This is a genomic window from Faecalibacterium sp. Marseille-Q4896 (assembly GCF_017377615.1).
In the GTDB taxonomy this organism is placed as follows: domain Bacteria; phylum Bacillota; class Clostridia; order Oscillospirales; family Ruminococcaceae; genus Faecalibacterium; species Faecalibacterium taiwanense.
On the sequence record NZ_JAFREG010000002.1, the window covers coordinates 315,901 to 339,828 of the forward strand.

The following is a 23,928-nucleotide window of genomic DNA, read 5'->3' on the forward strand; positions in this document are numbered from 1 at the left end:
CACCGGCGCAAGCGGCACGCTGCTGCCCACGCAGGGGGTCTGGCGTTCGAGTTCCTAATTCTCCACCACAAAAAATCCTCAGACATTCGTCTGGGGATTTTTTGTTTGGTGGTGGTACAGGACTCGAACAATTTCTCCCCGGATACAGGCAAAAAACGAACAAAGGCAGGGTACCACCATGAGGGTGGTATCCTGCCTTTTGAATCTTTGTGTGGAAAACCTGCTTACAGCAGCGGGATGCCTGCCTTGGCGCAGGCTTCGCGGGTGGCTGCGTCCCAGACGCTGGCCTGCACTTCGCCAATGTGGGCGCTGCCCAGCAGCAGCATGCACAGGCGGCTCTGGCCGATGCCGCCGCCGATGGAGTAAGGCAGCTCACCGTTCAGTACGGCCTTGTGGAAGGGCAGGGCGCGGCGGTCGTCGCAGCCAGCCATGGTCAGCTGCTTGTCCATGCTTTCAGGGCTGACGCGGATGCCCATGCTGCTCAGCTCATAGCTGCACTGCAGCGGGTCGTTCCAGAACAGCAGATCGCCGTTCAGATCCCAGTCGTCATAGTCGGGGGCACGGCCGTCATGGGGCTTACCGCTCTTCAGCGGAGCGCCGATCTTCATCAGGAAGGTGGTGCCGTGCTCCTTCACAAAGGCGTTCTCACGCTCCTTCGGGGTCAGGTCCGGGTACTGGTCCTCCAGCTCCTGCGTGGTGATGAAGGTGACGTTGGGGCTGTGCAGCGGCAGCTCCTGCAGCTGGGGGAACATGGCGTGCAGGTTCATCTCGGTGGCGCAGACAGCGGACACGATGGAGCGCACCACACTCTTGAGGTAAGCCTCGTTGCGGTCTTCCAGACGGATCACCTTTTCCCAGTCCCACTGGTCCACATAGATGGAGTGCAGGTTATCCAGATCTTCGTCGCGGCGGATCGCGTTCATATCGCAGTACAGGCCCTTGCCCACACGGAAATCGTAGTCCTTCAGGGCCTTGCGCTTCCACTTTGCCAGTGACTGCACCACCTGTGCCTCAATGCCGCTTTCCTTGATATCAAAGGTGACCTTGCGCTCGACACCGTTCAGGTCGTCGTTCAGACCGGTGGATGCTTCCAGAAACAGCGGAGCAGACACGCGGTACAGGTTCAGTGTGGCGCACAGGGTGTCGGCAAACAGACGCTTGACCGTACCAATGGCGCGCTGCGTGTCGTACAGGTTCAGCGCAGGCGTATAGTTTGCCGGGATGATGGTTTTGCTCATAACAAAAAACCCCTCTTCTGTTGGATTCTGGCCCTGATTTCCCAGTACAGGGCACGGCTTTTAAACCGGAAAATACTGGTTTCATTATGGCATATTTTTTTAAGAAAGTAAAGTGAGAAGGCAAAAAAAGAGACCGCCGGTAGGGCAGTCCCGTTTCCGCAGTGAGAAGGGCGGCTTTGCATCAGCCGAAAAGCCCCTTCAGCAGGATCAGTAGCACTTTTACAAAATCGCCGGTGCCCAGCAGCTTGTACAGAGAGATCAGAGTAGATAACATGAATGTTTTGCTCCTTTTTTTGCAATTTCGGGCCAAAATGCCCGGCATGCATGGAACACGGCTGGGCAGAACAGCGGATTGCAGGAAAAAATTGGGAGAAAGCAAAACGGCACCCGTGCCGCTGCAAAAGCAGTACGGGTGCCGGAAGATCAATTGGTTTTCAACAGCTTCAGCGCTTTACGTTGAAAGCTGCCATGCCGGGGTAAACGGCGCTGCCGCCCAGCTGCTCCTCAATGCGCAGCAGCTGGTTGTACTTTGCAACACGCTCGGTACGGCTGGGAGCACCGGTCTTGATCTGGCAGGTGTTCAGCGCCACGGCCAGATCGGCAATGGTGGTGTCCTCGGTCTCGCCGGAGCGGTGAGAGCTGATGGCGGTGTAACCGGCCTTGTGAGCCATCTTGATGGCTTCCAGCGTCTCGGAAACAGAACCGATCTGGTTCAGTTTGATCAGGATTGCGTTGCCTGCACCCAGCCCGATGCCCTTGGCCAGACGCTCGGTGTTGGTCACAAAGAGGTCGTCGCCCACCAGCTGGACCTTGCCGCCCAACTCGCGGGTCATCTCCTGCCAGCCTTCCCAGTCCTCTTCATCCAGGCCGTCCTCGATGGAGATGATGGGGTACTTTTCCACCAGACTCTTCCAGTGTGCGATCAGCTCGCTGGAGGTGAACTCGGTGCCGGCCTTGGGCAGCTTGTAGAAGCCCTTGCCCTTGGGGCTCTTCCACTCGGAGGACGCGGCATCCATAGCCAGCATGAAGTCCTTGCCGGGCACGTAACCGGCCTTTTCGATGGCGGCCAGAATGGTCTCAATGGTCTCCTCGTCGCTGGACAGGTTGGGGGCAAAGCCGCCCTCATCGCCCACAGAGGTAGCCAGACCCTTGGCCTTCAGGATGGAAGCCAGAGCGTGGAAGACCTCCGCGCACCAGCGCAAAGCTTCCTTGAAGGAGGGCGCACCCACCGGCATGATCATGAACTCCTGCGTATCCACCGTGTTGGTGGCGTGTGCGCCGCCGTTCAGAATGTTCATCATGGGCACGGGCAGGCGGTTGCCGTTCACACCGCCCAGAAAGCGGTACAGCGGCATATCCAGAGAAGCAGCGGCTGCACGGCAGGCGGCAATGGACACGGCCAGAATGGCGTTTGCGCCCAGATTGGATTTATCTTTGGTGCCGTCGGCCTTGATCATGGCAGCGTCGATGGCGTAGATGTCGGAGGCATCCATGCCCACAACAGCATCAGCAATGACGGTGTTGATGTTCTCAACAGCCTTGGTCACGCCCTTGCCCAGATAGCGGCCCTTGTCGCCGTCCCGCAGCTCCAGAGCTTCAAACTCACCAGTGGATGCGCCGGAAGGTGCGCAGCCGCGTGCCACAGTGCCGTCGGCCAGCGTGATCTCCGCTTCCACGGTGGGGTTGCCGCGGGAGTCCAGGATCTCGCGGCCTACAACAGATTCAATTTCCAGATAGTTCATCTCGAAAACCTCCTGAATATCATTTCCTTCCCTGTGCTGCCCGGGGCGGGCAGACGGGTGACGGCCAATTATGATAGTTGTGTCTAACTAACCAATAGTATCCTACCACGCTTTCCGGCCCGGTGCAAGAGCCGATGCGCATGTTTGTGGATGTAAACTTTTTAAGGGGCAAAAAACGGCAGCTGATGGGGCAGAACATTCCGGCAAAGCAGGAAACAGCTGGTCTTTACAGTCTGCCCACTGGCAGCAGCGGGGATGCATCATGCTTATCATATTAATTTCATATGGCAGATATACTAAAATTTTTCTTTACTTTTTGTCAGGACGACTCTATACTGTTTTTGGTTCTAATATGTTTCTTTATGGTAGATAGAGGAGGATTTTCTATATGAATAAGGATCTGACGGTCGGCAAGCCGTCACAGGTTTTGTGGCAGTTCTGCCTGCCCATGTTCGGCAGCATCATCTTCCAGCAGCTGTACAACATTGCCGACAGCCTTGTTGCAGGCAAGTTCATCGGCGAGAATGCACTGGCTGCTGTGGGCAACAGCTACGAGATCACCCTGATCTTCATTGCATTTGCCTTTGGCTGCAACATTGGCTGCTCGGTCATCGTGTCCCGCTACTTTGGCGCAAAGGACTACGATGAGATGAAGACTTCGGTCTACACTTCCCTGATCGGCTCTGCCGTGCTGTGCGCCGTGCTGATGCTGATCGGCCTTGTGGGCTGCCACAGCCTGCTGGAGCTCATCAACACCCCGGAGGAGATCCTTGCGGATTCTTCGCTGTATCTGGATATCTACGTGCTGGGCCTGCCCTTCATGTTCTTCTACAACATCGCCACCGGCATCTTCTCCGCTCTGGGCGACAGCAAAACGCCCTTCTATTTTCTGGCAGTCTCGTCCCTGTCCAACATCGGCGTGGACATCCTGTTCGTGGCCGGTCTCAAGATGGGCGTAGCCGGTGTGGCATGGGCCACCTTCCTGTGCCAGGGCGTGAGCTGCGTGCTGGCCATGGTGGTGGTGTTCCGCCGCATCGGTGCCTTCAAATCCAAGAACAAGGTCGTGCTGTTCTCCTGGAACATGCTGGGCAAGGTGGCCGTAGTAGCCATTCCCAGCATCCTGCAGCAGAGCTTCGTCTCTGTGGGCAACATCATCCTGCAGAGCGTCATCAACACCTTTGGTGCCAGCGTCATTGCAGGCTACTCTGCAGCCGTCAAGCTGAACAACATGGTCATCACTTCCTTTACCACGCTGGGCAACGGCATCTCCAACTACACCTCCCAGAACATGGGCGCGGGCAAGATGGACCGTGTGCACAAGGGCTTTGGCGCAGGCCGCAATCTGGTGTGGATCATCTGCGTGCCCATCGTGCTCCTGTACTTCTTCTTCGGCCGCTTCCTACTGCTGCTGTTCATGAATGACCCGCAGGGTCCGGCCATCGACACCGGTATGCTGTTCCTGCGCATCCTGTCTCCCTTCTATTTTGTGGTGTCGCTCAAGCTGGTCACTGACGGCATCCTGCGCGGCTGCGGCATGATGGTGCGCTTTATGATTGCCACCTTCTCCGACCTGATCCTGCGCGTGGGCATCGCCATTGTGCTGAGCAACACTGCTCTGGGCAGCACGGGCATCTGGATGGCATGGCCCGTGGGCTGGTGCATCGGCACCGGCCTGTCGCTGGTGTTCTACTTCGCCGCCATCCGCAAGGTCCTTGCAGAGTCTCCGGCCAAAGCGGAAGCAGAGGGCGAAGCTGCCGAGGCACGTGCAGAGGCCGAGTTCGCCGCAGATGCCGAAATGGAGACCCTGTAACCCTTTTGCAACTTGTGAATTGTGTTCATCTGACACACAAACAAAATGAAGCAGTTGAAATAGTGCACAAAACAGGCCCATTGCTTTTGGCTATTTTGGCGACAAAGTCCACAAAATGCCCCTGAAAGTATGGACGGTTTGTGAATTGCGGATTTTGGCTCACAGGTCTATAATATTGATAACGAAGCAAGGTCGCTTTGAGGGAAAGAGGGCCTTGCTTCCGTTTTTATACTGAAGCACGAATGCTCCTAAGGAGGATATTCACTATGAAAAAGATGATTTCTCGTCGTAATTTCCTGGCCGCTGCAGGTGTTGTTGCTGCAGCCGGCGTTCTGACTGCATGCGGCGGTTCTTCCAACAGCACTGCTGCTTCCGCCTCTACCGCAGCTTCTGGTGCCGCTGCTTCCGGCGACACCATCAAGGTGGGCGTTCTTGGACCTCTGACCGGTGATGTTTCCGTTTACGGTCAGGCCGTTGTCAACGGCGCTACCCTGTACCTGAAGCAGGTCAACGAAAAGGGCGGCATCAACGGCAAGCAGCTGGAGATCATCGCCATGGATGAGCAGGGCGATGCAACTCAGGCTGTTACCTGCTTCACCAAGATGTGCGATCAGGGCATCACCGCTCTGGTGGGCGATGTTACCACCACCCCGACTCTGGCAATTGCTGCCGAGAGCGCAGACTACAACATGCCCATGGTCACCGCTTCCGCTACCGCTGAGGCTGTCACCTACGATGCCGAGACCGACACCGTGAACGAGAATGTGTTCCGCGCAACCTTCACCGACCCGTTCCAGGGCATCAAGATGGCTGACTACGCTTACCAGCGGTTGGGCTACACCAAGGCAGCCGTCATCTTCCAGAAGGGCGCTGACTACAACGAGGGTCTGGCAGAGAACTTCGTCAACGAGTTCGAGAGCCTGGGCGGCACCATCGTCGATCAGGAGACCTACTCTGAGGGCGATGTGGACTACAAGACCCAGCTGACCACCATTCTGGGCAAGGCTCCCGAAGTGGTGTTCTGCCCCAACTACTATCAGGAAGTCGGTCAGATCCTGGCTCAGGCTGAGAGCATCGGTCTGGCAGTTCCCTTCCTGGGCGGCGACGGCTGGGATGGTCTGGAAGGCTACGCAACTGCCGACCAGCTGAAGGATGCCTACTTCTGCGCAAACTACGCAAAGGGCTCCAACCCTGACTTTGAGGATGCCTACAAGGCTGAGTACGGTGAGGAGTACCCCAACGGCTTCGCTCCTCTGGGCTACGATGCTGCCATGACCGTCGTCTATGGCATTCAGGCTGCTGAGGATGCCGGTCTGGCCGCCGGTGATGACGACTATAAGCAGGCCGTCATCGATGCTATCGCAGGCGGCACCATCGATGGCATCACCGGCACCTTCACCTTCGATGAGCACCACAACCCCGTCAAGCAGACCGCTATCCTGTGCTTCGACGGTGCAACCCCCGTTCTGAAGGAAATGTTCTGATCTGCTTTGATCCTGCGCACCGGTGTGCGGCATAAAGGCAGCACTCAGAAATAAAAGACCCATTGCGGAGACCGCCGGAACAGGTTTTGCTCGGCCGTCTCCGCTTTTTTGGTAAAAAAGTGCATTCCCCAAAAGGCGTGCAAACGCCGCAAAGAAAGGAAGTATCAGTCCATGACAGTGTTTTTTAGCCAGCTGATCAACGGCTTGTCCCTTGGCAGCATCTATGCACTGATCGCACTGGGTTACAGCATGGTGTACGGCATCATCCTGCTGCTGAACTTTGCCCATGGCGATGTCATTATGGTTGGTGCGTACATGTCCTGGTTCGTGATGAATCAGCTGGGCCTTGGCCCGGTCACTGCTGTGTGCGCCACCATCATCACCTGCACGCTGCTGGGCGTTGTGATCGAGAAGATCGCCTACACCCCGCTGCGCAACGCACCCCGTATCTCCCTGCTGATCACAGCAATCGGCGTGTCCTTCTTCCTAGAGTACACTGCAGAGCTGATCCTTGGTTCCGGTGCAAAGGTCATTCCGGCCTACTACACCAACCAGACCTTCCGCATCGGCTCTGTGCCGCTGGGCCTCACCTCTGTCATCACCCTGCTGGTCACGGTGCTGTCCATGCTGGCGCTCACCTTCCTTGTGCAGAAGACCAAGCTCGGCAAGGCCATGCGTGCCGTGTCTGAGGATATGGACGCTGCCCGTCTGATGGGCATTAACGTCAACAGCACCATTTCCTTTACCTTTGCGGTGGGTTCCGCTCTGGCCGGTATCGGCTCGGTGCTGTACTGCTGCAGCTACCCGCAGGCGACCCCCACCATGGGCTCCATGCTGGGCCTGAAGGCCTTCGTTGCAGCCGTTCTGGGCGGCATCGGCTCCATTCCCGGTGCCATGATCGGCGGCATCGCCATCGGCCTGTGCGAGTGCTTTGTTTCCGCCATCGGCCTTTCCGCATGGAAGGATGCCGTCACGTTTGCGATCCTGATCATCGTGCTGCTGGTCAAGCCCACCGGCTTCCTTGGCCGCAAGGTTCAGGAAAAGGTGTAAGGAGGGCATGAAGATGAATACCAAACGCAAAACGCTCAAAATGCCCGTGCGCTACCTGATGAACGCCGTGCTGGTGGCTCTGCTGTTCGTGGGCCTGTCCTTCCTCACCCAGAACGTGCTGTCCACCTACCAGAACAAGGTGCTTCTCACCGTGGGCATCAACATCATTCTGGCTGTCTCGCTGAACGTTGCCACCGGTTATCTGGGCCAGCTGCCGCTGGGCCACGCCGGTTTCATGGCCGTGGGTGCTTACACCTGCGCCCTGTTCACGAAATACAGCAATCTGCCCTCCGGTGTCGCTTTTGTCGTGGGTCTGGTGCTGGCCTGCATCGTGGCGGGCCTGTTCGGCGTGCTGATCGGCATTCCTGCTCTGCGCCTGACCGGTGATTATCTGGCCATCCTGACGCTGGGCTTTGGCGAGATCATCCGCATCACCCTGAACAACATCGATGATGTGCTGGGCTTCAAGCTGTTCTACGGTGCCAAGGGCCTGAAGAACATCCCCAAGTATTCCAACTTCGCCAATGTGTTCATCTGCGTGGTCATTACCTGCTTTGCCATCCACGCCATGATGAAGAGCCGCCACGGCCGTGCCGTGCTGGCCATCCGCGATAACGAGATCGCTGCCGAGAGCTGCGGCATCCAGACTACTTATTATAAGGTCATGGCCTTTGCATTCTCTGCCGCCTTTGCCGGTCTGGCCGGCGGCCTGTACGCCTGCTATCTGGGCGTTCTGGACCCCTCCACCTTCGGCTTCATGAAGTCCATCGAAATTCTGGTCATGGTGGTTCTGGGCGGCATGGGCTCCATGCTGGGCTCCATCCTGTCCGCGACCGTGCTTACCATCCTGCCCGAGGCGACCCGCAGCTTTGACAGCTACCGCATGGTAGTCTACTCGCTGGTGCTGGTCCTCATGATGATCTTCCGTCCGGGCGGCCTGCTTGGCAGCTACGACTTCTCCATGAGCCGCATTGTGGAAAAGATCATGAACGGCGAACTGTTCCAGAAGAAAGCAAAGGAGGGCAAGGACCATGAGTGAATACCAGACTAAGCTGCACAGTGTGCCCTCCGGCGGCTTTTTGACCGACCGCGACAAGGACAAAAAGCCCATTCTGGACGTGCGTGAGCTGGGCATCGACTTCGGCGGTCTGACCGCCGTGGATGGCTTTAACCTGATGATCGGCCGCAACGAGATCACCGGTCTGATCGGCCCCAACGGTGCCGGTAAGACCACCGTGTTCAACCTGCTGACCAACGTCTACCAGCCCACCCGCGGCTCCATCCTGATCGATGGTATGCCCACCGCCGGCAAAAAGACCTATCAGGTCAACCGCATGGGCGTGGCCCGTACCTTCCAGAACATCCGCCTGTTTAAGGAACTGAGCGTGATCGATAACATCAAGGTGGGCCTGCACGAGTCCATGAAGTACAATCTGGCATCTTCGCTGATCCGCCTGCCCAACTACTGGAAGGAAGAAAAGAAGTGCACCGAGCGTGCTCTGGAGCTGCTGGATATCTTCCACATGGCAGACCTCGCCAATGTGCAGGCAGGCAGCCTGCCCTACGGCGCACAGCGCCGTCTGGAGATCATGCGTGCACTGGCCACCAGCCCGAAGCTGCTGCTGCTGGACGAGCCTGCTGCCGGCATGAATCCCTCCGAGACTGCAGAGCTGACCGAGACCATCCGCCGCATCCGCGACGAGTTCAACATCGCCGTGCTGCTGATCGAGCATGATATGAGCCTGGTCATGGGCATCTGCGAGGGCATTGCCGTGCTGAACTTCGGCCGCATCATCGCCAAGGGCACGCCGGATGAGATCCGCAACAACCCGCAGGTCATCGAAGCCTATCTGGGCAAGAAGGAGGGCTAAGCCATGGCTGATACGTTACTGAAAGTTGATAACATCAACGTCTATTACGGCAACATCCACGCCGTCAAGGACATCTCCTTCGAGGTGGATCAGGGCGAGATCGTCACCCTGATCGGTGCCAACGGTGCTGGCAAATCCACCACCCTGAAGACCATTTCCGGCCTGCTGAAGCCCAAGACCGGCGACATCCTGTACAAGGGCAGCAGCATCAAGGGCATGCGCGCCCACAAGATCGTGGAAGCGGGCCTTGCCCATGTGCCGGAAGGCCGCCATGTGTTCCTGCACATGACCGTGGAAGAAAATCTGGACATGGGTGCATACACCCAGCCTGCTTCCACCATTGCACCCAACAAGGAAAAGGTGTTTGAGCTGTTCCCCCGCCTGAAGGAGCGCCGCAAGCAGCTGGCCGGTACCATGTCCGGCGGCGAGCAGCAGATGCTGGCTATGGGCCGTGCACTGATGAGCAACGCTTCCATGCTGATGCTGGACGAGCCTTCCATGGGCCTTTCGCCGCTGCTGGTGCAGGAGATCTTCGACATCATCCAGAACGTGCACAAGGAAGGCATGACCATCCTGCTGGTGGAGCAGAACGCACAGATGGCTCTTTCTGTGGCAGACCGTGCCTACGTCCTTGAGACGGGCCGTGTAGTCATGGAGGGCACTGGTGCCGAACTGCTGACCAACGAGCGCGTGCGCAGCGCATATCTGGGCGGCTAAGCAAAAAATCGTATCAAAAAAGGGGCTGTTGCACATGCAACAGCCCCTTTTTTGCAGTATTTGTTATGCCAGCAGAGACATGATATTTGCGGTGATCAGGCCGCCTGCCGTGCCAATGACGTAGCCCATCAGAGCCATCAGAACACCAACGGGCACCAGAGCGCCGCTGTAGGCACCAGCCAGAATGGGAGCGGATGCGGAACCGCCGATGTTTGCCAGAGATGCAACACCGCAGGTGAACATATCCAGATGGAAGATCTTTGCCAGCAGCACCAGAATGATGCCGTGGATGGCCAGGATCATAAAGCCTGCCAGGATCCATGCGGGTGCATCGGTCAGCTCCAGGAAGCTTGCGCGGGAGGCAAGCAATGCCACCACGGAGTACAGCAGCAGGTTGGACAGCTCGGTGCTGCCTGCCATGCGGCCCACGGGGGTGACAGCGCCGATCAGGCCGGACAACGTGATGAGCAGGACGGTCCAGGTGGCCTTGTCCAGGAAGGGCATTGCGCTGTTCAGGGCTGCGCCGATATCCTGACCGAAGGCGGAGATCACCAGAGCCAGACCCAGCAGGAAGATCAGGTTGACAAAGCTGGCCTTATCCTCGTTGCCCTTTGCGTCCTCTTCCAGGCGGCGGGACACTTCATCCAGCGTGGTGGTGTCGGCCTTGACCCACTTGTTGAACTTGGGAGCAAGGTTGATGGCCCACAGCAGGAACATGACCCAGATGGAGTAGTCGATGGAGTCCACCACCAGTGCGTAGGCCATGTCAGCTTCGCCGATGTCCAGCGCAGCCTGCACGGCGATCATGTTGCCGGAGCCGCCCATCCAGCTGCCGCACAGAGCGCCCAGTGCCTTCCATGCTTCGGAGCCAAGGGGCCCCTTCATGATGGCGAAGGTGGCAATGAAGGCCACCGAGATGGAGACGGAAGCGGCAAAGAAGCCGCCCAGCATCTTGGGACCCAGCTTGATGATCTTGCGGATGTCGCAGCGCAGCAGCATCAGGAAGATCATTGCATACAGCAGGTTGTTTTTCAGCACGGAGTAGGCAGGCTTGGTGGCCTCCATGTCCCATGCACCCAGCGTGCAGAGAATCATGGTAATGAGGTACAGCAGAACGATAGGTGGTGCATAGTCGAAGAATTTCGACTTCGTGTAGCGTTGCAGCCACACCAGCAGTGCGGCAATGAACACCAGCACGGCGATGTAGGTGAAACCGTTTGTGATCATGAACCCAATCCCCTTTCTTTTTGTGCAATTTTTGCGGACAATTGTCTTTACAATATCGACAATTTCGTATACAATACTACCATAGATTTCATAATCTGGCAATATTTTTTTATCGAAAGGGGTAGGTTTTTGCATGAAAATCACGGAAGTACGTCTCGGTCTGATCTCCGTGCCGCTGCGCGTGCCTTTTAAGACGGCTCTGCGCTCGGTCAGCAGCGTGGAGGATGTGATCGTAGAGATCCACACCGACACCGGCGCTGTGGGTTATGGTGAGGCACCTCCCACCGGTGTGATCACCGGCGACACCACCGGTGCCATCATCGGTGCCATCCGCGACCATATCGCAAAGACCATCATCGGCCGCGATGTGGACGACTTTGAAGACCTGATGATCGCACTGAATGCCTGCATCCAGAAGAACACCAGCGCCAAGGCTGCTGTGGATATGGCCCTGTGGGATCTGTACGGCCAGCTGTACAAAATCCCTGTGTACAAGCTGATGGGCGGCGCAAAGAAGTCCATCGTCACCGACATCACCATCAGCGTCAACGACCCCGAAGAGATGGTGCGCGATGCCCTGAACGCCATCGACCGCGGCTACGACTGCCTGAAGGTCAAGGTGGGCAAGGAGCCGGAAAAGGATATTGCACGCCTGAGCGCCATCCGCGGTGCTGTGCCCAAGGAGACCTGCATCCGCATCGACGCAAATCAGGGCTGGACCCCCAAGGAAGCCGTGCGCATCCTGAACGGAATGCAGGAGAAGGGCCTTGATCTTGAATTCGTGGAGCAGCCGGTCAAGGCCCACGATTTTGAAGGCCTGAAGTATGTTACCGAGCGCTCCTATGTGCCGGTGCTGGCCGACGAGAGCGTGTTCTCCCCGCAGGACGCACTGACCATCATGCAGATGGGAGCCGCAGACCTCGTGAACATCAAGCTGATGAAGTGCGGCGGCCTGTACAACGCCCTCAAGATCGCATCCGCTGCCGAGGTGTACGGCGTGGAGTGCATGATCGGCTGTATGCTGGAAGCCAAGATCAGCGTGAATGCCGCCGTGCATCTGGCCTGCGCAAAGCAGATCATCACCCGCGTGGATCTGGACGGCCCCGTGCTGTGCAGTGAGGACCCCATCCTCGGCGGTGCAGTGTTCAACGAAAAAGACATCACTGTTTCCAACGAGCCGGGCCTTGGCATCAAGGGCATTGAGCCGGGCAAGATCAAGTATTTGGACTGACCCTCTCAGCTTCACTTCGTTCAGCAGCTCCCCCGAAAGGGGGAGCTTTTTGAATCTTTACAGTCAGCACAAAGAAAGCTCCCCCTTTCGGGGGAGCTGGCACAGCGCAAGCTGTGACTGAGAGGGTTTTACTCTTTGTAAGCCAGAATAGCCTTCAGGTATTCCCACACACGGGCCACCGATGCAATGTCGGCGCGCTCGTTGGGGGTGTGGACGTGCAGCAGGTTCGGGCCGAAGGAGATGCAGTCCAGCCCTTCGATCTTGCCCGAGAGGATACCGCATTCCAGGCCCGCATGAATGGCAACGATCTGGGGCTTTGCACCGTACTGCGCCTCGTACACAGCTACGCAGCGGTCGCGCAGGGCGCTTTCGCGGGCGTAGGTCCAAGCAGGGTAGTCGCCATGGAACCGCACGCTGCCGCCCAGCAGCTCGGTCAGGGTCTGCAGTTTGCAGCTCAGCAGCTCCTTCGCCGAGGGCACCGAGCTGCGCAGGGAGAAGCGCAGGATGGCTTTGCTGTCGTCCAGCTCGGCAACGCCGAGGTTCAGCGAGGTCTCCACAAGGCCCGGCACATCCATGCTCATGCTCTGCACACCCCAGGGCATCAGCAGCAGGGCTTTGCGCAGACGCTCGGCGGAGTTCGCATCCAGTGCATCGTATTCGCCGCAGCCCTCCTCGGTGAGCTGCAGGCGGATGCCCGGGTCAGCAGTGCCGAATTCTGCTTTCATCTGCGCGGTAAAGTCTGCCCCGGCAGCGCGCACGGCTTCGGTGATACCGGCGGGCAGCACCAGCGTAACGCTGCTTTCTTTCGGGATGACGTTTTCCTTTGCACCGCCGGAGAGGGTGAGCACAGCGTACTCTGCACCGTGGTCAGACAGCAGGGTCAGCCAGCGGCCCAGCAAAGCAATGGCGTTGGCACGGCCCTTGTGGATCTCGGTGCCGGAGTGTCCGCCCACAAGGCCGATCACATCCGCCTTTACGGCGGTGCCGGTCACAGCCGCACGGGTGATGGGCAGATGGCATTCAACGCGGCGTCCGCCTGCACAGCCTGCGGTCAGCACCCCTTCTTCCTCGGAGTCGATGTTCACCAGAATCCGGCCCTCAAGGTCGGAAAAATCCATGGCAGATGCACCCAGCAGGCCCACCTCCTCGCAGACGGTCAGCACGACCTCCAGCGCAGGGTGGGGAATGTCCTTTGCGTCCAGAACAGCCAGCGCATAGGCCACGGCAATGCCGTCGTCGCCGCCAAGGGTCGTGCCCTCGGCGCACACATAGCCGCCGTCTACGACCGGGTGAATGGCATCCTTCTCAAGATCCAGCGGGCAGTCGGCGGTCTTGTCGCCCACCATGTCCAGATGGCCCTGCAGGATCAGGCCCGGCTCCTTCTCGTATCCGGGTGTGGCCGGTGCCTTGATGAGCACATTGCCCATCTCGTCCTGACGGCAGGAAAGGCCGTGGGCCTTGGCGAACTGCACGCAGTAGTCGCTCAGTGCCTTTTCGTGGTGGGAGGTGTGCGGAATGCCGCAGATCTCCTCAAAGTAATAAAAAACCGAAGCTGGTTCCAGATTGGATAATACGCCCATAATGTTCCCTCTCCTTGTGCTGTATTTTAAGAAAGAAAACCGGCAGAGCTGTGAGCCATGCCGGTCTTTCGGGTCTTTACTCTGCCTGACTCAGGCAGTCGTCCATGGCGGTGAACACAGCGTCGCTGGTCATGGTAGCACCGGCAACAGCGTCCACACCGCTGGTGGAACCGGCCTTGGTCAGCTGGTCTGCCAGAGTTTCAGCAGCGGTGCCGCCCAGTTCGGGAGTCTCGCCGGAAGCATCGATCTCCACACCGGTCACCCGGCCGCCGGTGACGGTGACGGTGACGGTCACATCACTCAGGCAGCCCTGAGCGCTGGACGTATAGATGCCATCCGTCAGGCTGGCGGCGTTGTCGGCAGCGGGCACAGTGCCGGTGTACTTGATGTACAGGCCGAGCACAACTGCCATAATGACAGTGACAACAGCCATGATGATAACATTCCGGGTGAGTTTCTTCATAAAAGATCAAATGCTCCCTTTTGACGTGATATATTTTTTACTTTGCGGGTTTGAAACTGTCGCGCAGGGTGACGACGCGGTTGTAAACGCCGGGGTTCTTGGAGTCCGGGGTAAAGAAGCCGGTGCGCACGAACTGGAACTTCTCACCGGGCTTTGCGTCCTTCAGGCTTTCTTCCAGCTTGCAACCCTTGCACACAACAACGCTTTCCGGGTTCAGGTAGTCCTTGTAATCGCTGCCCTCGGGGATGGCGTTCATGTTGGCCTCGGTGAACAGCTTGTCGTACAGGCGCACCTCGGCATCCACGGCATGGGCGGCACTCACCCAATGGATGGTGCCCTTGACCTTGCGGCCGTCGGTGGGATTGCCGTTGCCGGTCTCGAGGTCGGCGGTGCAGTGGATGGCGGCAATGCTGCCGTCGGCATTCTTCTCCACGCCGGTGCACTTGACGATGTAAGCGCCCATCAGACGCACCTCGCCGCCAATGGTCAGGCGCTTGAACTTGGGAGGCGGCACCTCGGCAAAGTCCTCATTCTCGATCCACAGCTCGCGGGTGAAGGCCACCTTGCGGGTGGTGGTGTCGTTGGCCTCGCGGTTGGGGTTGTTGGCCACATCAAAGTACTCGGTCTTGTCCTCCGGGTAGTTGTCCACGATCAGCTTTACGGGGTCCAGCACGGCAATGCGGCGCTGAGCGGTCAGGTCCAGCTCGCTGCGGATGCAGGCTTCCAGCTGGCGCATGTCGATCAGGTTGTCGGATTTAGAAATGCCAGCCTCCCGCACGAAGGTGAAGATGGAGGTGGGGGTGTAGCCACGGCGGCGCAGGCCGCACAGGGTGGGCATACGGGGGTCGTCCCAGCCGTCCACAATGCCCATTTCCACCAGCTCACGCAGGTAGCGCTTGCTCATGACGGTGTTGGTCATGTTCAGGCGTGCAAACTCACGCTGCTTGGGGAAGGCAGTGCCGAAGATGTTCTCGATGACCCAGTTGTACAGCGGACGGTGGTTCTCGAACTCCAGACTGCACATGCTGTGGGTGATGCCCTCAATGGCATCCTGAATGGGGTGTGCGAAGTCGTACATCGGGTAGATGCACCACTTGCTGCCCTGACGGTGATGCTCGGCGTACTTGATGCGGTAGATAGCCGGGTCACGCATGTTCATGTTGGGGCTGGCCAGATCGATCTTGGCACGCAGGGTCTTTTCGCCCTCCTGGAACTCACCGGCACGCATCCGGCGGAACAGGTCAAGATTCTCTTCCGGGGTGCGGTCGCGCCACGGAGAGGGACGGGAAGGCTTGCCGGCATCGGCACCGCGGTACTCGCGCATTTCGTCGCGGGTCAGGTCGTCCACGTAGGCCTTGCCCTCCATGATGAGCTTTTCGGCATACTCGTAGCACTTGTCAAAGTAGTCGCTGCCGTAGAAGATGCCGCCGTTGGGGTCGGCACCCAGCCAGTGCAGATCCTCGATGATGCTGTTCACGTACTCCTCACCCTCGCGGGCAGGGTTGGTGTCGTCCAGACGCAGGTTGAACTTACCGCCGTACTGGTTTGCAATGGACCAGTTGATGTAGATGGCCTTGGCACTGCCGATGTGCAGGTAGCCGTTGGGCTCGGGCGGGAAGCGGGTATGGATCTCGCTGATCTTGCCCTCGGCCAGATCAGCGTCGATGATGTCGGTCAGAAAGTTTTTATCTGCCATGTGTTTTCCCCCTGTCAAAGGCACAAAGTGCCTATATATTCCATAATACTATATAATACACTATTCTGCCGATTTCTTCAAGAGAAAACCCTCTCAGTCTCGCATACGCTCGCCAGCTCCCCCGAGAGGGGGAGCTTAACTCCTCCAGTCACCTTCGGTGCCAGCCCCCTCAGAGATGGGGCCCTTGGCAGTACGGTAAAGCTTTTCCTCTTTGCCAAAGGCTCCCTCCCCGAGGGAGCTGGCAAAGCCGTCAGGCTTTGACTGAAGGAGTTCTCCCATCCGAAAAATCCCCAATTCATGTTGTTTTCCACAACTTTTTCCCTATCCCTTGACACCGCCGTGCAAGGAGAGTATATTTTTGCATGGCATACAGCGCATTTTGCCGTGTTTAAAATAGGAGGAACCCCATGAACAGTTTAAAAGAAGCGTTCAGCAGGAAAAATATGCTGAAGAATTTAAATTTCTTCGGTGAGCTGAACCTTGGCCTGATCCTGACTGCGGTCGGCATCGTATACTTTAAAAATCCCAATCATTTTGCATTTGGCGGCACCTCGGGCTTGTCCATTCTGCTGGCAGACCTGTTCCCCCGGATCAACGTGGGCGGCTTTATGTGGATCATCAACCTGATTCTGGTGGTGCTGGGCTTCGTCTTTCTGGGCATCAAGACCATGGGCTGGACGATCTATTCTTCCTTTGCGCTGTCCTTTTTTGTGTCGGTGTGCGAGTGGCTCTATCCCGTCAACGTTTCCATGAGCGGTGATGCCATGCTGGATCTGGTGTTCGCCGTGTTCCTGCCGGCTCTGGGTGCGGCGATCGTGTTCGACATCGGTGCATCCACCGGCGGTACGGATATTGTGGCCCTGATTCTGGCAAAATATACCTCTATGGAGATCGGCAAAGCCCTGATGGTCAGCGATATCCTCATTGTGCTGGCGGCGGCATGGCGGTTCGGCATGGGCACCGGCCTTTACTGCATCCTTGGCCTGATCGGCAAGAGCTTTGTGGTGGACGGTGCCATCGAGAACATCCGCCTGCGCAAGGTGTGCACCATCGTGACGTCCAACCCGCAGCCCATTCTGGACTTCATCATCAAGGAAATGAACCGTTCCGCTACCGTGGAAAAGGCTTACGGCGCTTACACCCACCACGAGCTGAGCGTGCTGGTGACGGTGCTGACCCGCCGTCAGGCCCTGCAGCTGCGCAACTTCCTGCGGGAGAACGACCCCCGGAGCTTTATCACCATCGTCAACTCCAGCGAGATCATCGGCAAGGGCTTCCGCTCCTTTAATTAAAGGCACGGCAGGGCCACGCCGCTATTGACGAACCGCTCCAAAAACGATATACTATATTCCGGCGGTGCAGCAGTGCCGCCGGATGCCGGGGTGTTGCGCAGTTGGTAGCGCGCCTGCTTTGGGAGCAGGAGGCCGCGAGTTCGAGTCTCGCCACTCCGATATGACAAAAAACCACGATGAACCGTTTACAAATGCGGTTTCGTCGTGGCTTTATTTGTTGCCAGTCCCCTGAGATTCGGCTGGAAGATGCCTTATTTGTGCGTTACCGTCTCAAAAACTGCCCCTGCGCTAAAGGGCAAATGCGCACCCGGCAGCTTTCCGATTTTGTTCTTTTTTTATTTACAAACAGTACCTTGACACCGAAATATCCTTTTTGTAATCTTAAAGAGTATTTTGAATGTAAGTGAATGCCGTCCCGAATCAATACGGTTTTTTCGGGCAGGACGGCAGGAAGTTTCTCCAGCGAATGTCCTGGGGGTGGTACCCTGCTGCCACAGGCAGTAGGGCGGGACCGAAGTTCCGGGCTGTTCGCAGAGAAAACTTCCTGATGGCCTGCCAAGTGAGCGCAAGCTGACGGCAATGGGAAAGGAGCAACTACCAATGGATCATCTGCAGAACGTAATGGGATACTTCGACCAGCAGCAGCCGCTGTGCGCCGAACACGACCGCATCAGCAAGGACCTGTACAAGGAGTTTGGCGTTAAAGCGGGCCTGCGCGACGAAAACGGCAAGGGCGTGCTGGCAGGCCTGACCAATATCTCCGATATCCGCGCCTTCCAGTATGTGGACGGAGTGAAAAAGCCTGCCGACGGTCAGCTGCTCTACCGCGGCTACGACGTGAAAGACCTGATCCGCGGGTCGTCCGGCAGCCGCTTTGCCTTTGAGGAAGCGGGCTATCTGCTGCTGTTTGGTGAGCTGCCCACGCAGGAAAAGCTGGAAGAGTTCTGCCGCGTGCTGGGCGAGTGCCGCACCATGCCCACCAACTTTACCCGTGATGTGATCATGAAGGCCCCCAGCCACGATATCATGAACTCCATGGCCCGCAGCGTGCTCACACTGGCATCCTACGACCCCAAGGCCGGTGATCTGGAAATTTCCAATGTGCTGCGCCAGAGCATCCAGCTGGCCGGCATCTTCCCCATGCTGGCCGTGTACAGCTACCATGCCTATAACCACTACGAAAAAGACGGCAGCATGTACATCCACCGGCCGGACCCGGAGCTTTCCACCGCAGAGAACTTTTTGCGGATGCTGCGCCCGGATATGAAGTACACCGAGCTGGAAGCCCGCGTGCTGGATGTGGCATTGCTGCTGCACGCCGAGCACGGCGGCGGCAACAACTCCACCTTTACCACCCGCGTGGTCACTTCGTCTGGCACTGATACCTACTCGGCCATGGCGGCTGCCCTGTGCTCCCTCAAAGGCCCGCGCCACGGCGGTGCCAACCTGATGGTGATGCAGATGATGCAGAACATCCGCGAAAACCTGCACGACACCGAGGACGATGAAGAGCTGGAAGCCTACCTGAAAAAGCTGCTGCACGGCGAAGCATTTGACCGCAAAGGCCTGATCTACGGCATGGGCCACGCGGTGTACTCCCTCAGTGACCCCCGTGAGGTGGTATTCAAGGGCTATGTGGAACAGCTGGCCCACGAGAAGGGCCGCGACAAGGACCTTGCCCTTTACAACAAGATCGAGCACATGGCCCCGCAGCTGATCGCGGAGGAGCGCAAAATTTTTAAGGGTGTCAGCCCCAATGTGGACTTCTACAGCGGCTTTGTGTACGATATGCTGGGCATCCCCATGGAGCTGTACACGCCGCTGTTCGCCGTGGCCCGCGTGATGGGCTGGAGCGCCCACCGCATTGAAGAGCTGCTCAGCGCAAACAAGATCATCCGCCCGGCCTACAAGAGCCTTGGCGGCACCCACGAATATATCCGCCGCAATGAGCGGGAATAACAGGGAGGATGCATGATGAGCGTGGAACTGAAACATCACCCGGAAGAATGGTTCTTCCTGCACAATTTTGATATCGACAAGGTGTTCAGCACCATCCAGCGGGCGGATTACCTGATCTTATATTACATCAAGATGCAGGCCGAACAGCACCCGGACAGTAAGGTTTATCTGGCTGACCTTGCTGCCGTGATGGGCCTGAAGGTGACAGAGCTTTCCAAGGCCGTTGAAAAGCTGCAGGACAAGGGCTTTGTGGCATGGAAGACCGACCGTGAAGCGGGCCGCACCTATGTGGAGCTTTCCAGTAAGGCTGTGGAGCTGATGGCGGAGGAGAGCGCGTTCATGCAGCGCTGTTACGCCCGCCTGCGTGCAGAGCTTGGCGACGAAGAACTGCATCGTGCAGTAAGCACCATGCAGAGCGTGACGGCCATCCTGAAGGATGAACGGGAACACAGCGGCGTATAAAAACAGCCTCAACAAAAAAATGAGATAGACTTCCCCGAAAGGGGTTGCCTATCTCATTTTTGTTGTAAACTGAGGTTCCCGGATCAATAAATAAATTCTACTGAAAAAAGCCAGAGCGGCTATTTTAAATCCTTTACCGGATCAGGTTCACAAACACCGGGCAGAGCACTGCGGTCAGCACACCGGCCACCGCAATGGAAAGGCCGCTCATGGCACCTTCCACCTCGCCCATCTGCAGGGCTTTGCTGGTGCCCACGGCATGGGCCGAAGTTCCGATACCCACGCCCTTGGCGATGGGGTCGGTGATGTGGAACATCTTGCACACCGTCTCAGCCAGCAGCGCTCCCACGATGCCGGTAACAATGACGATCGCACCGGTCAGGGCAGCAATGCCGCCCAGCTCAGCGGCCACATCCATGCTGATGGCGGTGGTCACGGATTTGGGCAGCAGGGTGGCATACTGCTCACGGGTCAGGTCCAGCGCCAGTGCAAGCGCCAGTGCGCTGCCAAGGCTCACCAGCGTGCCCACCGAGATACCCGCAATGATGGCGGCGGCGTTCTCTTTCAGCAGGTCGATCTTTTCATACAGCGGAATGGCCAGTGCCACGGTGGCGGGCAGCAGCAGATAGTTCACCGGTGCCGCGCTGGCCTTGTAGTCTGCATACGGGATGCTGCACACCGACAGAAAAATGATCACAAAGATACTGCCCAGCAGCAGCGGGTTAAAAATGGCTTTGCCTGTCACCTTATTGATAAGGGTGCCCAGTGCAAACGCGGCCAGCGTAAGCAGAACGCCCCATGCTGCGGAGCCGGACAAAAAATCATTCAGCAGCTGCGTCATTGTCAGCCTCCTTTTTCTTGCGGCCGGTCAGGGCCTGCGTGGTCTTGCCTGCACTCACCATCACCAGCACAGTGACCGGGATAATGGCAACGAGGATGGGCAGCAGCATCTCGCCCATCTCTGCCCACAGTTCCATCACACCAGCGGCAGCGGGCACGAACAGCAGCGGAAAGATGCCTGTGAGATAGGTTCCAACCTCTTTCACATCGTCCAGCTTTACCAGCTTGAAGTTCAGCGCTGCCAGCAGCAGCACCAGACCGTAGACGCTGGCCGGGACCGGCAGCGGCAGCACTACATGAAGGATCTCGCCCAAAAAACAAAACGCAAGAATGCGCGCAAACTGAAAAATATATTTCGTAGTAAAGTTCCCCTTTCCTCGATCAAAAGCGTAAATGGACACATCAAGGGTAAAGTATACCGCAGGAGCCCCAATCCATCAACCGTGATTCTGGATAAGAAAAATTGCACATTTCGCCGAGAACTGTGCAAAAAAAGGCGCACCGGTCAAGCCGGTGCGCCTTTTTGCATGTTATCAGAAATACCGTCAGATCACATAATCATTCCCAGCCTGATCAGGCCGGGCGAGATCGGCCAGTGTGATATTGCCGAAATAATTGGAGATCAGATCGTCCAGCCCCTTCCACATCTCGTAGGTGCGGCAGTTTGCCATGCGGGAGCAGGGGGTCGCATTGGGGGTCAGGCAGCTCACCGGCGCAAGGCTGCCCTCGGTCAGCATCAGGATCTCGCCCACGGTGTACTGATCCGGGCTGCGGGTGAGCCGGTAGCCGCCGCCCTTGCCGCGCAAGCCCTCCAGAAAGCCGTTCTGCACCAGCACCTTAAGGATGTTTTCCAGATATTTTTCCGAGATCTCCTGCCGGGCAGCGATCTCCTTGAGAGGGACATATTTTTCAGACTGATGCTCGGAAAGGTCGATCATCACGCGCAGTGCATAGCGCCCTTTGGTGGACACGATCATAATAGTGTACTTCCTTTGTTGGTTATAGATTGAGTTTTTAACCTATTATACAACAGGGTAAATAATATTTCAATCCCACTTTTTTCAAAAAATCCATTGACAACCGCACAGAACGGGTCTATAATACCATCAAACCCACAAACAATGTTGGTATAAAGGTTTTGGAACCAGGTCGTCCGGCAGGGCACATGTGCCCATAACTGTATCAGGGAGGAAACTACAATGAGCAAGATTTATACTGCCGCAGATCAGCTGATCGGTCATACTCCGTTGCTGGAGCTGACCCACATTGAAAAGGAGCAGGAGCTGCCTGCCCACATCATTGCCAAGCTGGAATACTTCAATCCGGCCGGTTCTGTCAAGGATCGCATCGCCAAAAAGATGATCGATGATGCCGAGGAAAAGGGCCTGCTGAAGGAAGGTTCCGTGATCATTGAGCCTACCTCCGGCAATACTGGCATCGGTCTGGCCGCTGTGGCAGCCGCCAAGGGTTACCGCATCATCATCGTGATGCCCGAGACCATGAGCGTGGAGCGCCGCCAGCTGATGAAGGCTTACGGTGCAGAGCTGGTGCTGAGCGAGGGTGCCAAGGGCATGAAGGGTGCCATTGCCAAGGCCGATGAGCTGGCAAAGGAGATCCCGAATTCCTTCATCCCCGGCCAGTTCGTGAACCCGGCCAACCCTCAGGCCCACATCGAGACCACCGGCCCCGAGATCTGGGAGGACACCGACGGCAAGGTGGATATCTTTGTGGCAGGCGTGGGCACCGGCGGCACCGTGACCGGCGTTGGCCAGTACCTGAAGAGTAAGAACCCGAACGTCAAGGTGGTGGCTGTAGAGCCTGCTTCCTCTCCTGTGCTGAGCAAGGGCACCGCAGGCGCACACAAGATCCAGGGCATCGGCGCGGGCTTTGTGCCGGACGTACTGGACACCAAGGTGTATGACGAAATCATCGCCGTGGAGAACGACGATGCCTTTGCCACCGGCCGTCTGATCGGCCACAAGGAAGGCGTGCTGGTGGGTATCTCCTCCGGTGCTGCTGTTTATGCTGCCCTGCAGCTGGCAAAGCGCCCGGAGAATGCCGGTAAGAACATCGTGGTCCTGCTGCCCGATACCGGCGACCGCTACCTGTCCACCCCGCTGTTTGCAGACTGATCTTTCAAAAAGCTCGCTTCTCCCGTTCTGTGACTTCACAGGGCGGGAGTTTTTTGTTACAATATCCCTATCAAACACTTTGGAGATTTGCCCATGAATTACTATGCTGCCCCCATGGAGGGCCTGACCGACCGGGTGTGGCGGCAGGCACACCAGAAATGGTTCGGCCCTGCTGGCAATGCCGACCGCTACTATGCCCCTTTCATCTCCCCGCCGGAGAACCGGGTGCTCATTAAAAAGAAGATGGCCGAGCTTGCCCCTGCGGCAAACCCCGGCGCACCGGTGATCCCGCAGCTGCTGGCAAAGGACGGCGAACTTGCCGCATGGATGATCGGCGAGCTGCGCGGCCTTGGCTACACCGAGGTGAACCTGAACCTCGGCTGTCCTTCCGGCACCGTCACCGCCAAAGGCAAGGGTTCCGGGATGCTGCGCGACCCCGTCAAGCTGGACGCTTTTCTTGCCGCCGTATTTGCCAATGCGGAAGGGCCTATCTCGGTCAAGACCCGGCTGGGCGTGGAAAAGCCGGAAGAATTTGCTGCCATTCTGGACATCTATAACCGGTATCCCATCTGTGAGCTGACCATCCACCCGCGTGTGATGCGCCAGCTCTACCGCGGGCAGGCCGACCGTGCCGCTTTTGCCGCCGCCCTGCCCGGGTGCCGAATGCCCGTGTGCTACAACGGCGATGTGACCACCGCTGCGGACCTGCACACGTTGGAAGCGCAGTATCCGCAGCTGTCCGGCATCATGGTGGGTCGCGGCATCATTGCGGACCCGGCGCTCTTCCGTGAAGCACGCGGCGGCGCACCGGCCGCACGGGAAGAGCTACGCGGATACCTTGACGACCTCTACCACGGATACTCCGAACTGTTCGGCAGCGCCGGGTGCGCGGTGAGCCGCATGAAGGGACACTGGTTCTACCTCATTCACAAGTTTGAAGGGGCCGAAAAGCTGGAAAAGCAGCTGCGCAAGGTGCGGGAACCGTGGGAATATGAGGTCGTCGTAAACCAGATCTTTACGCTGCCGTTCCGGCCGTAACGGTTGGAATGGCCTCCGTTTCGCTCTGGCCATCATCAGCGAAAATTTTATTTTATATAGTTGCAATTCAGAAAGATCTGCGGATTTTTCTGAATT

21 protein-coding genes and 1 tRNA gene are annotated in these 23,928 nt (G+C 57.6%); 13 read left to right on the plus strand and 9 right to left on the minus strand.

Going from position 1 to position 23,928, the window contains the following annotated elements; all coding sequences use genetic code 11:
• Positions 1 to 224: 224 nt before the first annotated feature.
• Together asnA and eno are read right to left on the minus strand one after the other, a co-directional pair.
• Positions 225 to 1,238, minus strand: a complete 1,014-nt coding sequence (gene asnA, locus J3348_RS05375; RefSeq protein WP_005942692.1) for an aspartate--ammonia ligase — start codon at positions 1,236 to 1,238, stop codon at positions 225 to 227.
• 443 nt (positions 1,239 to 1,681) lie between these two features.
• The gene (gene eno / locus J3348_RS05380) at positions 1,682 to 2,980 is read right to left on the minus strand and encodes a phosphopyruvate hydratase (RefSeq protein ID WP_005942684.1); all 1,299 of its coding nucleotides are present in this window, start codon (positions 2,978 to 2,980) and stop codon (positions 1,682 to 1,684) included.
• A 388-nt stretch (positions 2,981 to 3,368) separates the two neighbouring features.
• Between eno and J3348_RS05385 the strand changes: the two genes are divergently transcribed.
• The 6 genes from J3348_RS05385 (at position 3,369) to J3348_RS05410 (ending at position 9,912) form a co-directional block, all read left to right on the plus strand.
• On the plus strand, positions 3,369 to 4,790 hold the full coding sequence (locus J3348_RS05385; RefSeq protein WP_207698511.1) for an MATE family efflux transporter: 1,422 nt from the start codon (positions 3,369 to 3,371) through the stop codon (positions 4,788 to 4,790).
• A 266-nt stretch (positions 4,791 to 5,056) separates the two neighbouring features.
• On the plus strand, positions 5,057 to 6,274 hold the full coding sequence (locus J3348_RS05390) for an ABC transporter substrate-binding protein (RefSeq protein ID WP_207698512.1): 1,218 nt from the start codon (positions 5,057 to 5,059) through the stop codon (positions 6,272 to 6,274).
• 171 nt (positions 6,275 to 6,445) lie between these two features.
• Positions 6,446 to 7,324, plus strand: coding sequence for a branched-chain amino acid ABC transporter permease (locus J3348_RS05395; protein ID WP_097774468.1), 879 nt, complete (start codon positions 6,446 to 6,448; stop codon positions 7,322 to 7,324).
• Positions 7,325 to 7,337: 13 nt separating this feature from the next.
• Complete coding sequence (locus J3348_RS05400; RefSeq protein WP_097774467.1) at positions 7,338 to 8,363, plus strand: branched-chain amino acid ABC transporter permease; 1,026 nt, start codon at positions 7,338 to 7,340, stop codon at positions 8,361 to 8,363.
• Entirely contained in the window at positions 8,356 to 9,195 is an 840-nt protein-coding gene (locus J3348_RS05405) for an ABC transporter ATP-binding protein (protein ID WP_005942660.1), read from the plus strand. The genes J3348_RS05400 and J3348_RS05405 overlap by 8 nt, the downstream gene beginning before the upstream one ends.
• A gap of 3 nt (positions 9,196 to 9,198) precedes the next feature.
• On the plus strand, positions 9,199 to 9,912 hold the full coding sequence (locus J3348_RS05410) for an ABC transporter ATP-binding protein (RefSeq protein ID WP_005942657.1): 714 nt from the start codon (positions 9,199 to 9,201) through the stop codon (positions 9,910 to 9,912).
• Positions 9,913 to 9,975: 63 nt separating this feature from the next.
• Here J3348_RS05410 and J3348_RS05415 read toward each other — a convergent pair whose 3' ends face one another.
• Positions 9,976 to 11,139, minus strand: coding sequence for a DUF819 family protein (locus tag J3348_RS05415; RefSeq protein ID WP_207698513.1), 1,164 nt, complete (start codon positions 11,137 to 11,139; stop codon positions 9,976 to 9,978).
• A 133-nt stretch (positions 11,140 to 11,272) separates the two neighbouring features.
• Between J3348_RS05415 and J3348_RS05420 the strand changes: the two genes are divergently transcribed.
• Positions 11,273 to 12,370 carry a dipeptide epimerase gene (locus J3348_RS05420; RefSeq protein ID WP_097774465.1) on the plus strand — a complete coding sequence of 366 codons (1,098 nt, stop codon included), beginning with the start codon at positions 11,273 to 11,275 and terminating at the stop codon, positions 12,368 to 12,370.
• Between the two features lie 128 nt (positions 12,371 to 12,498).
• Here the strand turns inward: J3348_RS05420 and J3348_RS05425 are convergent, their stop codons facing one another.
• From J3348_RS05425 to J3348_RS05435, 3 genes are all read right to left on the minus strand, one after another.
• Positions 12,499 to 13,950, minus strand: a complete 1,452-nt coding sequence (locus tag J3348_RS05425; protein ID WP_207698514.1) for an aminoacyl-histidine dipeptidase — start codon at positions 13,948 to 13,950, stop codon at positions 12,499 to 12,501.
• 76 nt (positions 13,951 to 14,026) lie between these two features.
• The gene (locus tag J3348_RS05430; RefSeq protein WP_097774463.1) at positions 14,027 to 14,413 is read right to left on the minus strand and encodes an FMN-binding protein; all 387 of its coding nucleotides are present in this window, start codon (positions 14,411 to 14,413) and stop codon (positions 14,027 to 14,029) included.
• A 37-nt stretch (positions 14,414 to 14,450) separates the two neighbouring features.
• A complete protein-coding gene (locus J3348_RS05435; RefSeq protein WP_207698515.1) occupies positions 14,451 to 16,109 on the minus strand; it encodes a glutamine--tRNA ligase/YqeY domain fusion protein in 1,659 nt (552 codons plus the stop codon).
• A gap of 407 nt (positions 16,110 to 16,516) precedes the next feature.
• Here J3348_RS05435 and J3348_RS05440 point away from each other — a divergent pair, with 407 nt between their 5' ends.
• The 4 genes from J3348_RS05440 (at position 16,517) to J3348_RS05455 (ending at position 19,822) form a co-directional block, all read left to right on the plus strand.
• Positions 16,517 to 17,401, plus strand: coding sequence for a YitT family protein (locus J3348_RS05440; RefSeq protein ID WP_207698516.1), 885 nt, complete (start codon positions 16,517 to 16,519; stop codon positions 17,399 to 17,401).
• An 86-nt stretch (positions 17,402 to 17,487) separates the two neighbouring features.
• Positions 17,488 to 17,560, plus strand: a tRNA-Pro gene (locus J3348_RS05445).
• Between the two features lie 441 nt (positions 17,561 to 18,001).
• A complete protein-coding gene (locus J3348_RS05450; RefSeq protein WP_082210853.1) occupies positions 18,002 to 19,360 on the plus strand; it encodes a citrate/2-methylcitrate synthase in 1,359 nt (452 codons plus the stop codon).
• A gap of 12 nt (positions 19,361 to 19,372) precedes the next feature.
• Positions 19,373 to 19,822, plus strand: coding sequence for a winged helix DNA-binding protein (locus tag J3348_RS05455; protein ID WP_207698517.1), 450 nt, complete (start codon positions 19,373 to 19,375; stop codon positions 19,820 to 19,822).
• 133 nt (positions 19,823 to 19,955) lie between these two features.
• Here the strand turns inward: J3348_RS05455 and J3348_RS05460 are convergent, their stop codons facing one another.
• From J3348_RS05460 to J3348_RS05470, 3 genes are all read right to left on the minus strand, one after another.
• Positions 19,956 to 20,663, minus strand: a complete 708-nt coding sequence (locus J3348_RS05460) for an LrgB family protein (protein WP_097774460.1) — start codon at positions 20,661 to 20,663, stop codon at positions 19,956 to 19,958.
• Complete coding sequence (locus J3348_RS05465) at positions 20,644 to 20,976, minus strand: CidA/LrgA family protein (RefSeq protein WP_242702883.1); 333 nt, start codon at positions 20,974 to 20,976, stop codon at positions 20,644 to 20,646. Before J3348_RS05465 ends, J3348_RS05460 begins: the two co-directional genes overlap by 20 nt.
• Before the next feature lie 231 nt (positions 20,977 to 21,207).
• On the minus strand, positions 21,208 to 21,639 hold the full coding sequence (locus J3348_RS05470) for an RrF2 family transcriptional regulator (protein WP_005942625.1): 432 nt from the start codon (positions 21,637 to 21,639) through the stop codon (positions 21,208 to 21,210).
• Between the two features lie 222 nt (positions 21,640 to 21,861).
• Here J3348_RS05470 and cysK point away from each other — a divergent pair, with 222 nt between their 5' ends.
• Together cysK and J3348_RS05480 are read left to right on the plus strand one after the other, a co-directional pair.
• Positions 21,862 to 22,794 (plus strand): cysteine synthase A, encoded by a 933-nt coding sequence (gene cysK / locus J3348_RS05475; RefSeq protein ID WP_005942619.1) that lies wholly within the window; start codon positions 21,862 to 21,864, stop codon positions 22,792 to 22,794.
• Between the two features lie 93 nt (positions 22,795 to 22,887).
• Positions 22,888 to 23,832, plus strand: coding sequence for a tRNA-dihydrouridine synthase family protein (locus J3348_RS05480; RefSeq protein ID WP_120020418.1), 945 nt, complete (start codon positions 22,888 to 22,890; stop codon positions 23,830 to 23,832).
• The last annotated feature ends 96 nt before the right edge of the window (positions 23,833 to 23,928 follow it).

Coding starts and splice junctions, on each gene's coding strand:
- asnA (WP_005942692.1), bottom strand. CDS start 1,238: ATGAGCAAAACCATCATCCCGGCAAACTATACGCCTGCGCTGAACCTG.
- eno (WP_005942684.1), bottom strand. CDS start 2,980: ATGAACTATCTGGAAATTGAATCTGTTGTAGGCCGCGAGATCCTGGAC.
- J3348_RS05385 (WP_207698511.1), top strand. CDS start 3,369: ATGAATAAGGATCTGACGGTCGGCAAGCCGTCACAGGTTTTGTGGCAG.
- J3348_RS05390 (WP_207698512.1), top strand. CDS start 5,057: ATGAAAAAGATGATTTCTCGTCGTAATTTCCTGGCCGCTGCAGGTGTT.
- J3348_RS05395 (WP_097774468.1), top strand. CDS start 6,446: ATGACAGTGTTTTTTAGCCAGCTGATCAACGGCTTGTCCCTTGGCAGC.
- J3348_RS05400 (WP_097774467.1), top strand. CDS start 7,338: ATGAATACCAAACGCAAAACGCTCAAAATGCCCGTGCGCTACCTGATG.
- J3348_RS05405 (WP_005942660.1), top strand. CDS start 8,356: ATGAGTGAATACCAGACTAAGCTGCACAGTGTGCCCTCCGGCGGCTTT.
- J3348_RS05410 (WP_005942657.1), top strand. CDS start 9,199: ATGGCTGATACGTTACTGAAAGTTGATAACATCAACGTCTATTACGGC.
- J3348_RS05415 (WP_207698513.1), bottom strand. CDS start 11,139: ATGATCACAAACGGTTTCACCTACATCGCCGTGCTGGTGTTCATTGCC.
- J3348_RS05420 (WP_097774465.1), top strand. CDS start 11,273: ATGAAAATCACGGAAGTACGTCTCGGTCTGATCTCCGTGCCGCTGCGC.
- J3348_RS05425 (WP_207698514.1), bottom strand. CDS start 13,950: ATGGGCGTATTATCCAATCTGGAACCAGCTTCGGTTTTTTATTACTTT.
- J3348_RS05430 (WP_097774463.1), bottom strand. CDS start 14,413: ATGAAGAAACTCACCCGGAATGTTATCATCATGGCTGTTGTCACTGTC.
- J3348_RS05435 (WP_207698515.1), bottom strand. CDS start 16,109: ATGGCAGATAAAAACTTTCTGACCGACATCATCGACGCTGATCTGGCC.
- J3348_RS05440 (WP_207698516.1), top strand. CDS start 16,517: ATGAACAGTTTAAAAGAAGCGTTCAGCAGGAAAAATATGCTGAAGAAT.
- J3348_RS05450 (WP_082210853.1), top strand. CDS start 18,002: ATGGATCATCTGCAGAACGTAATGGGATACTTCGACCAGCAGCAGCCG.
- J3348_RS05455 (WP_207698517.1), top strand. CDS start 19,373: ATGATGAGCGTGGAACTGAAACATCACCCGGAAGAATGGTTCTTCCTG.
- J3348_RS05460 (WP_097774460.1), bottom strand. CDS start 20,663: ATGACGCAGCTGCTGAATGATTTTTTGTCCGGCTCCGCAGCATGGGGC.
- J3348_RS05470 (WP_005942625.1), bottom strand. CDS start 21,639: ATGATCGTGTCCACCAAAGGGCGCTATGCACTGCGCGTGATGATCGAC.
- cysK (WP_005942619.1), top strand. CDS start 21,862: ATGAGCAAGATTTATACTGCCGCAGATCAGCTGATCGGTCATACTCCG.
- J3348_RS05480 (WP_120020418.1), top strand. CDS start 22,888: ATGAATTACTATGCTGCCCCCATGGAGGGCCTGACCGACCGGGTGTGG.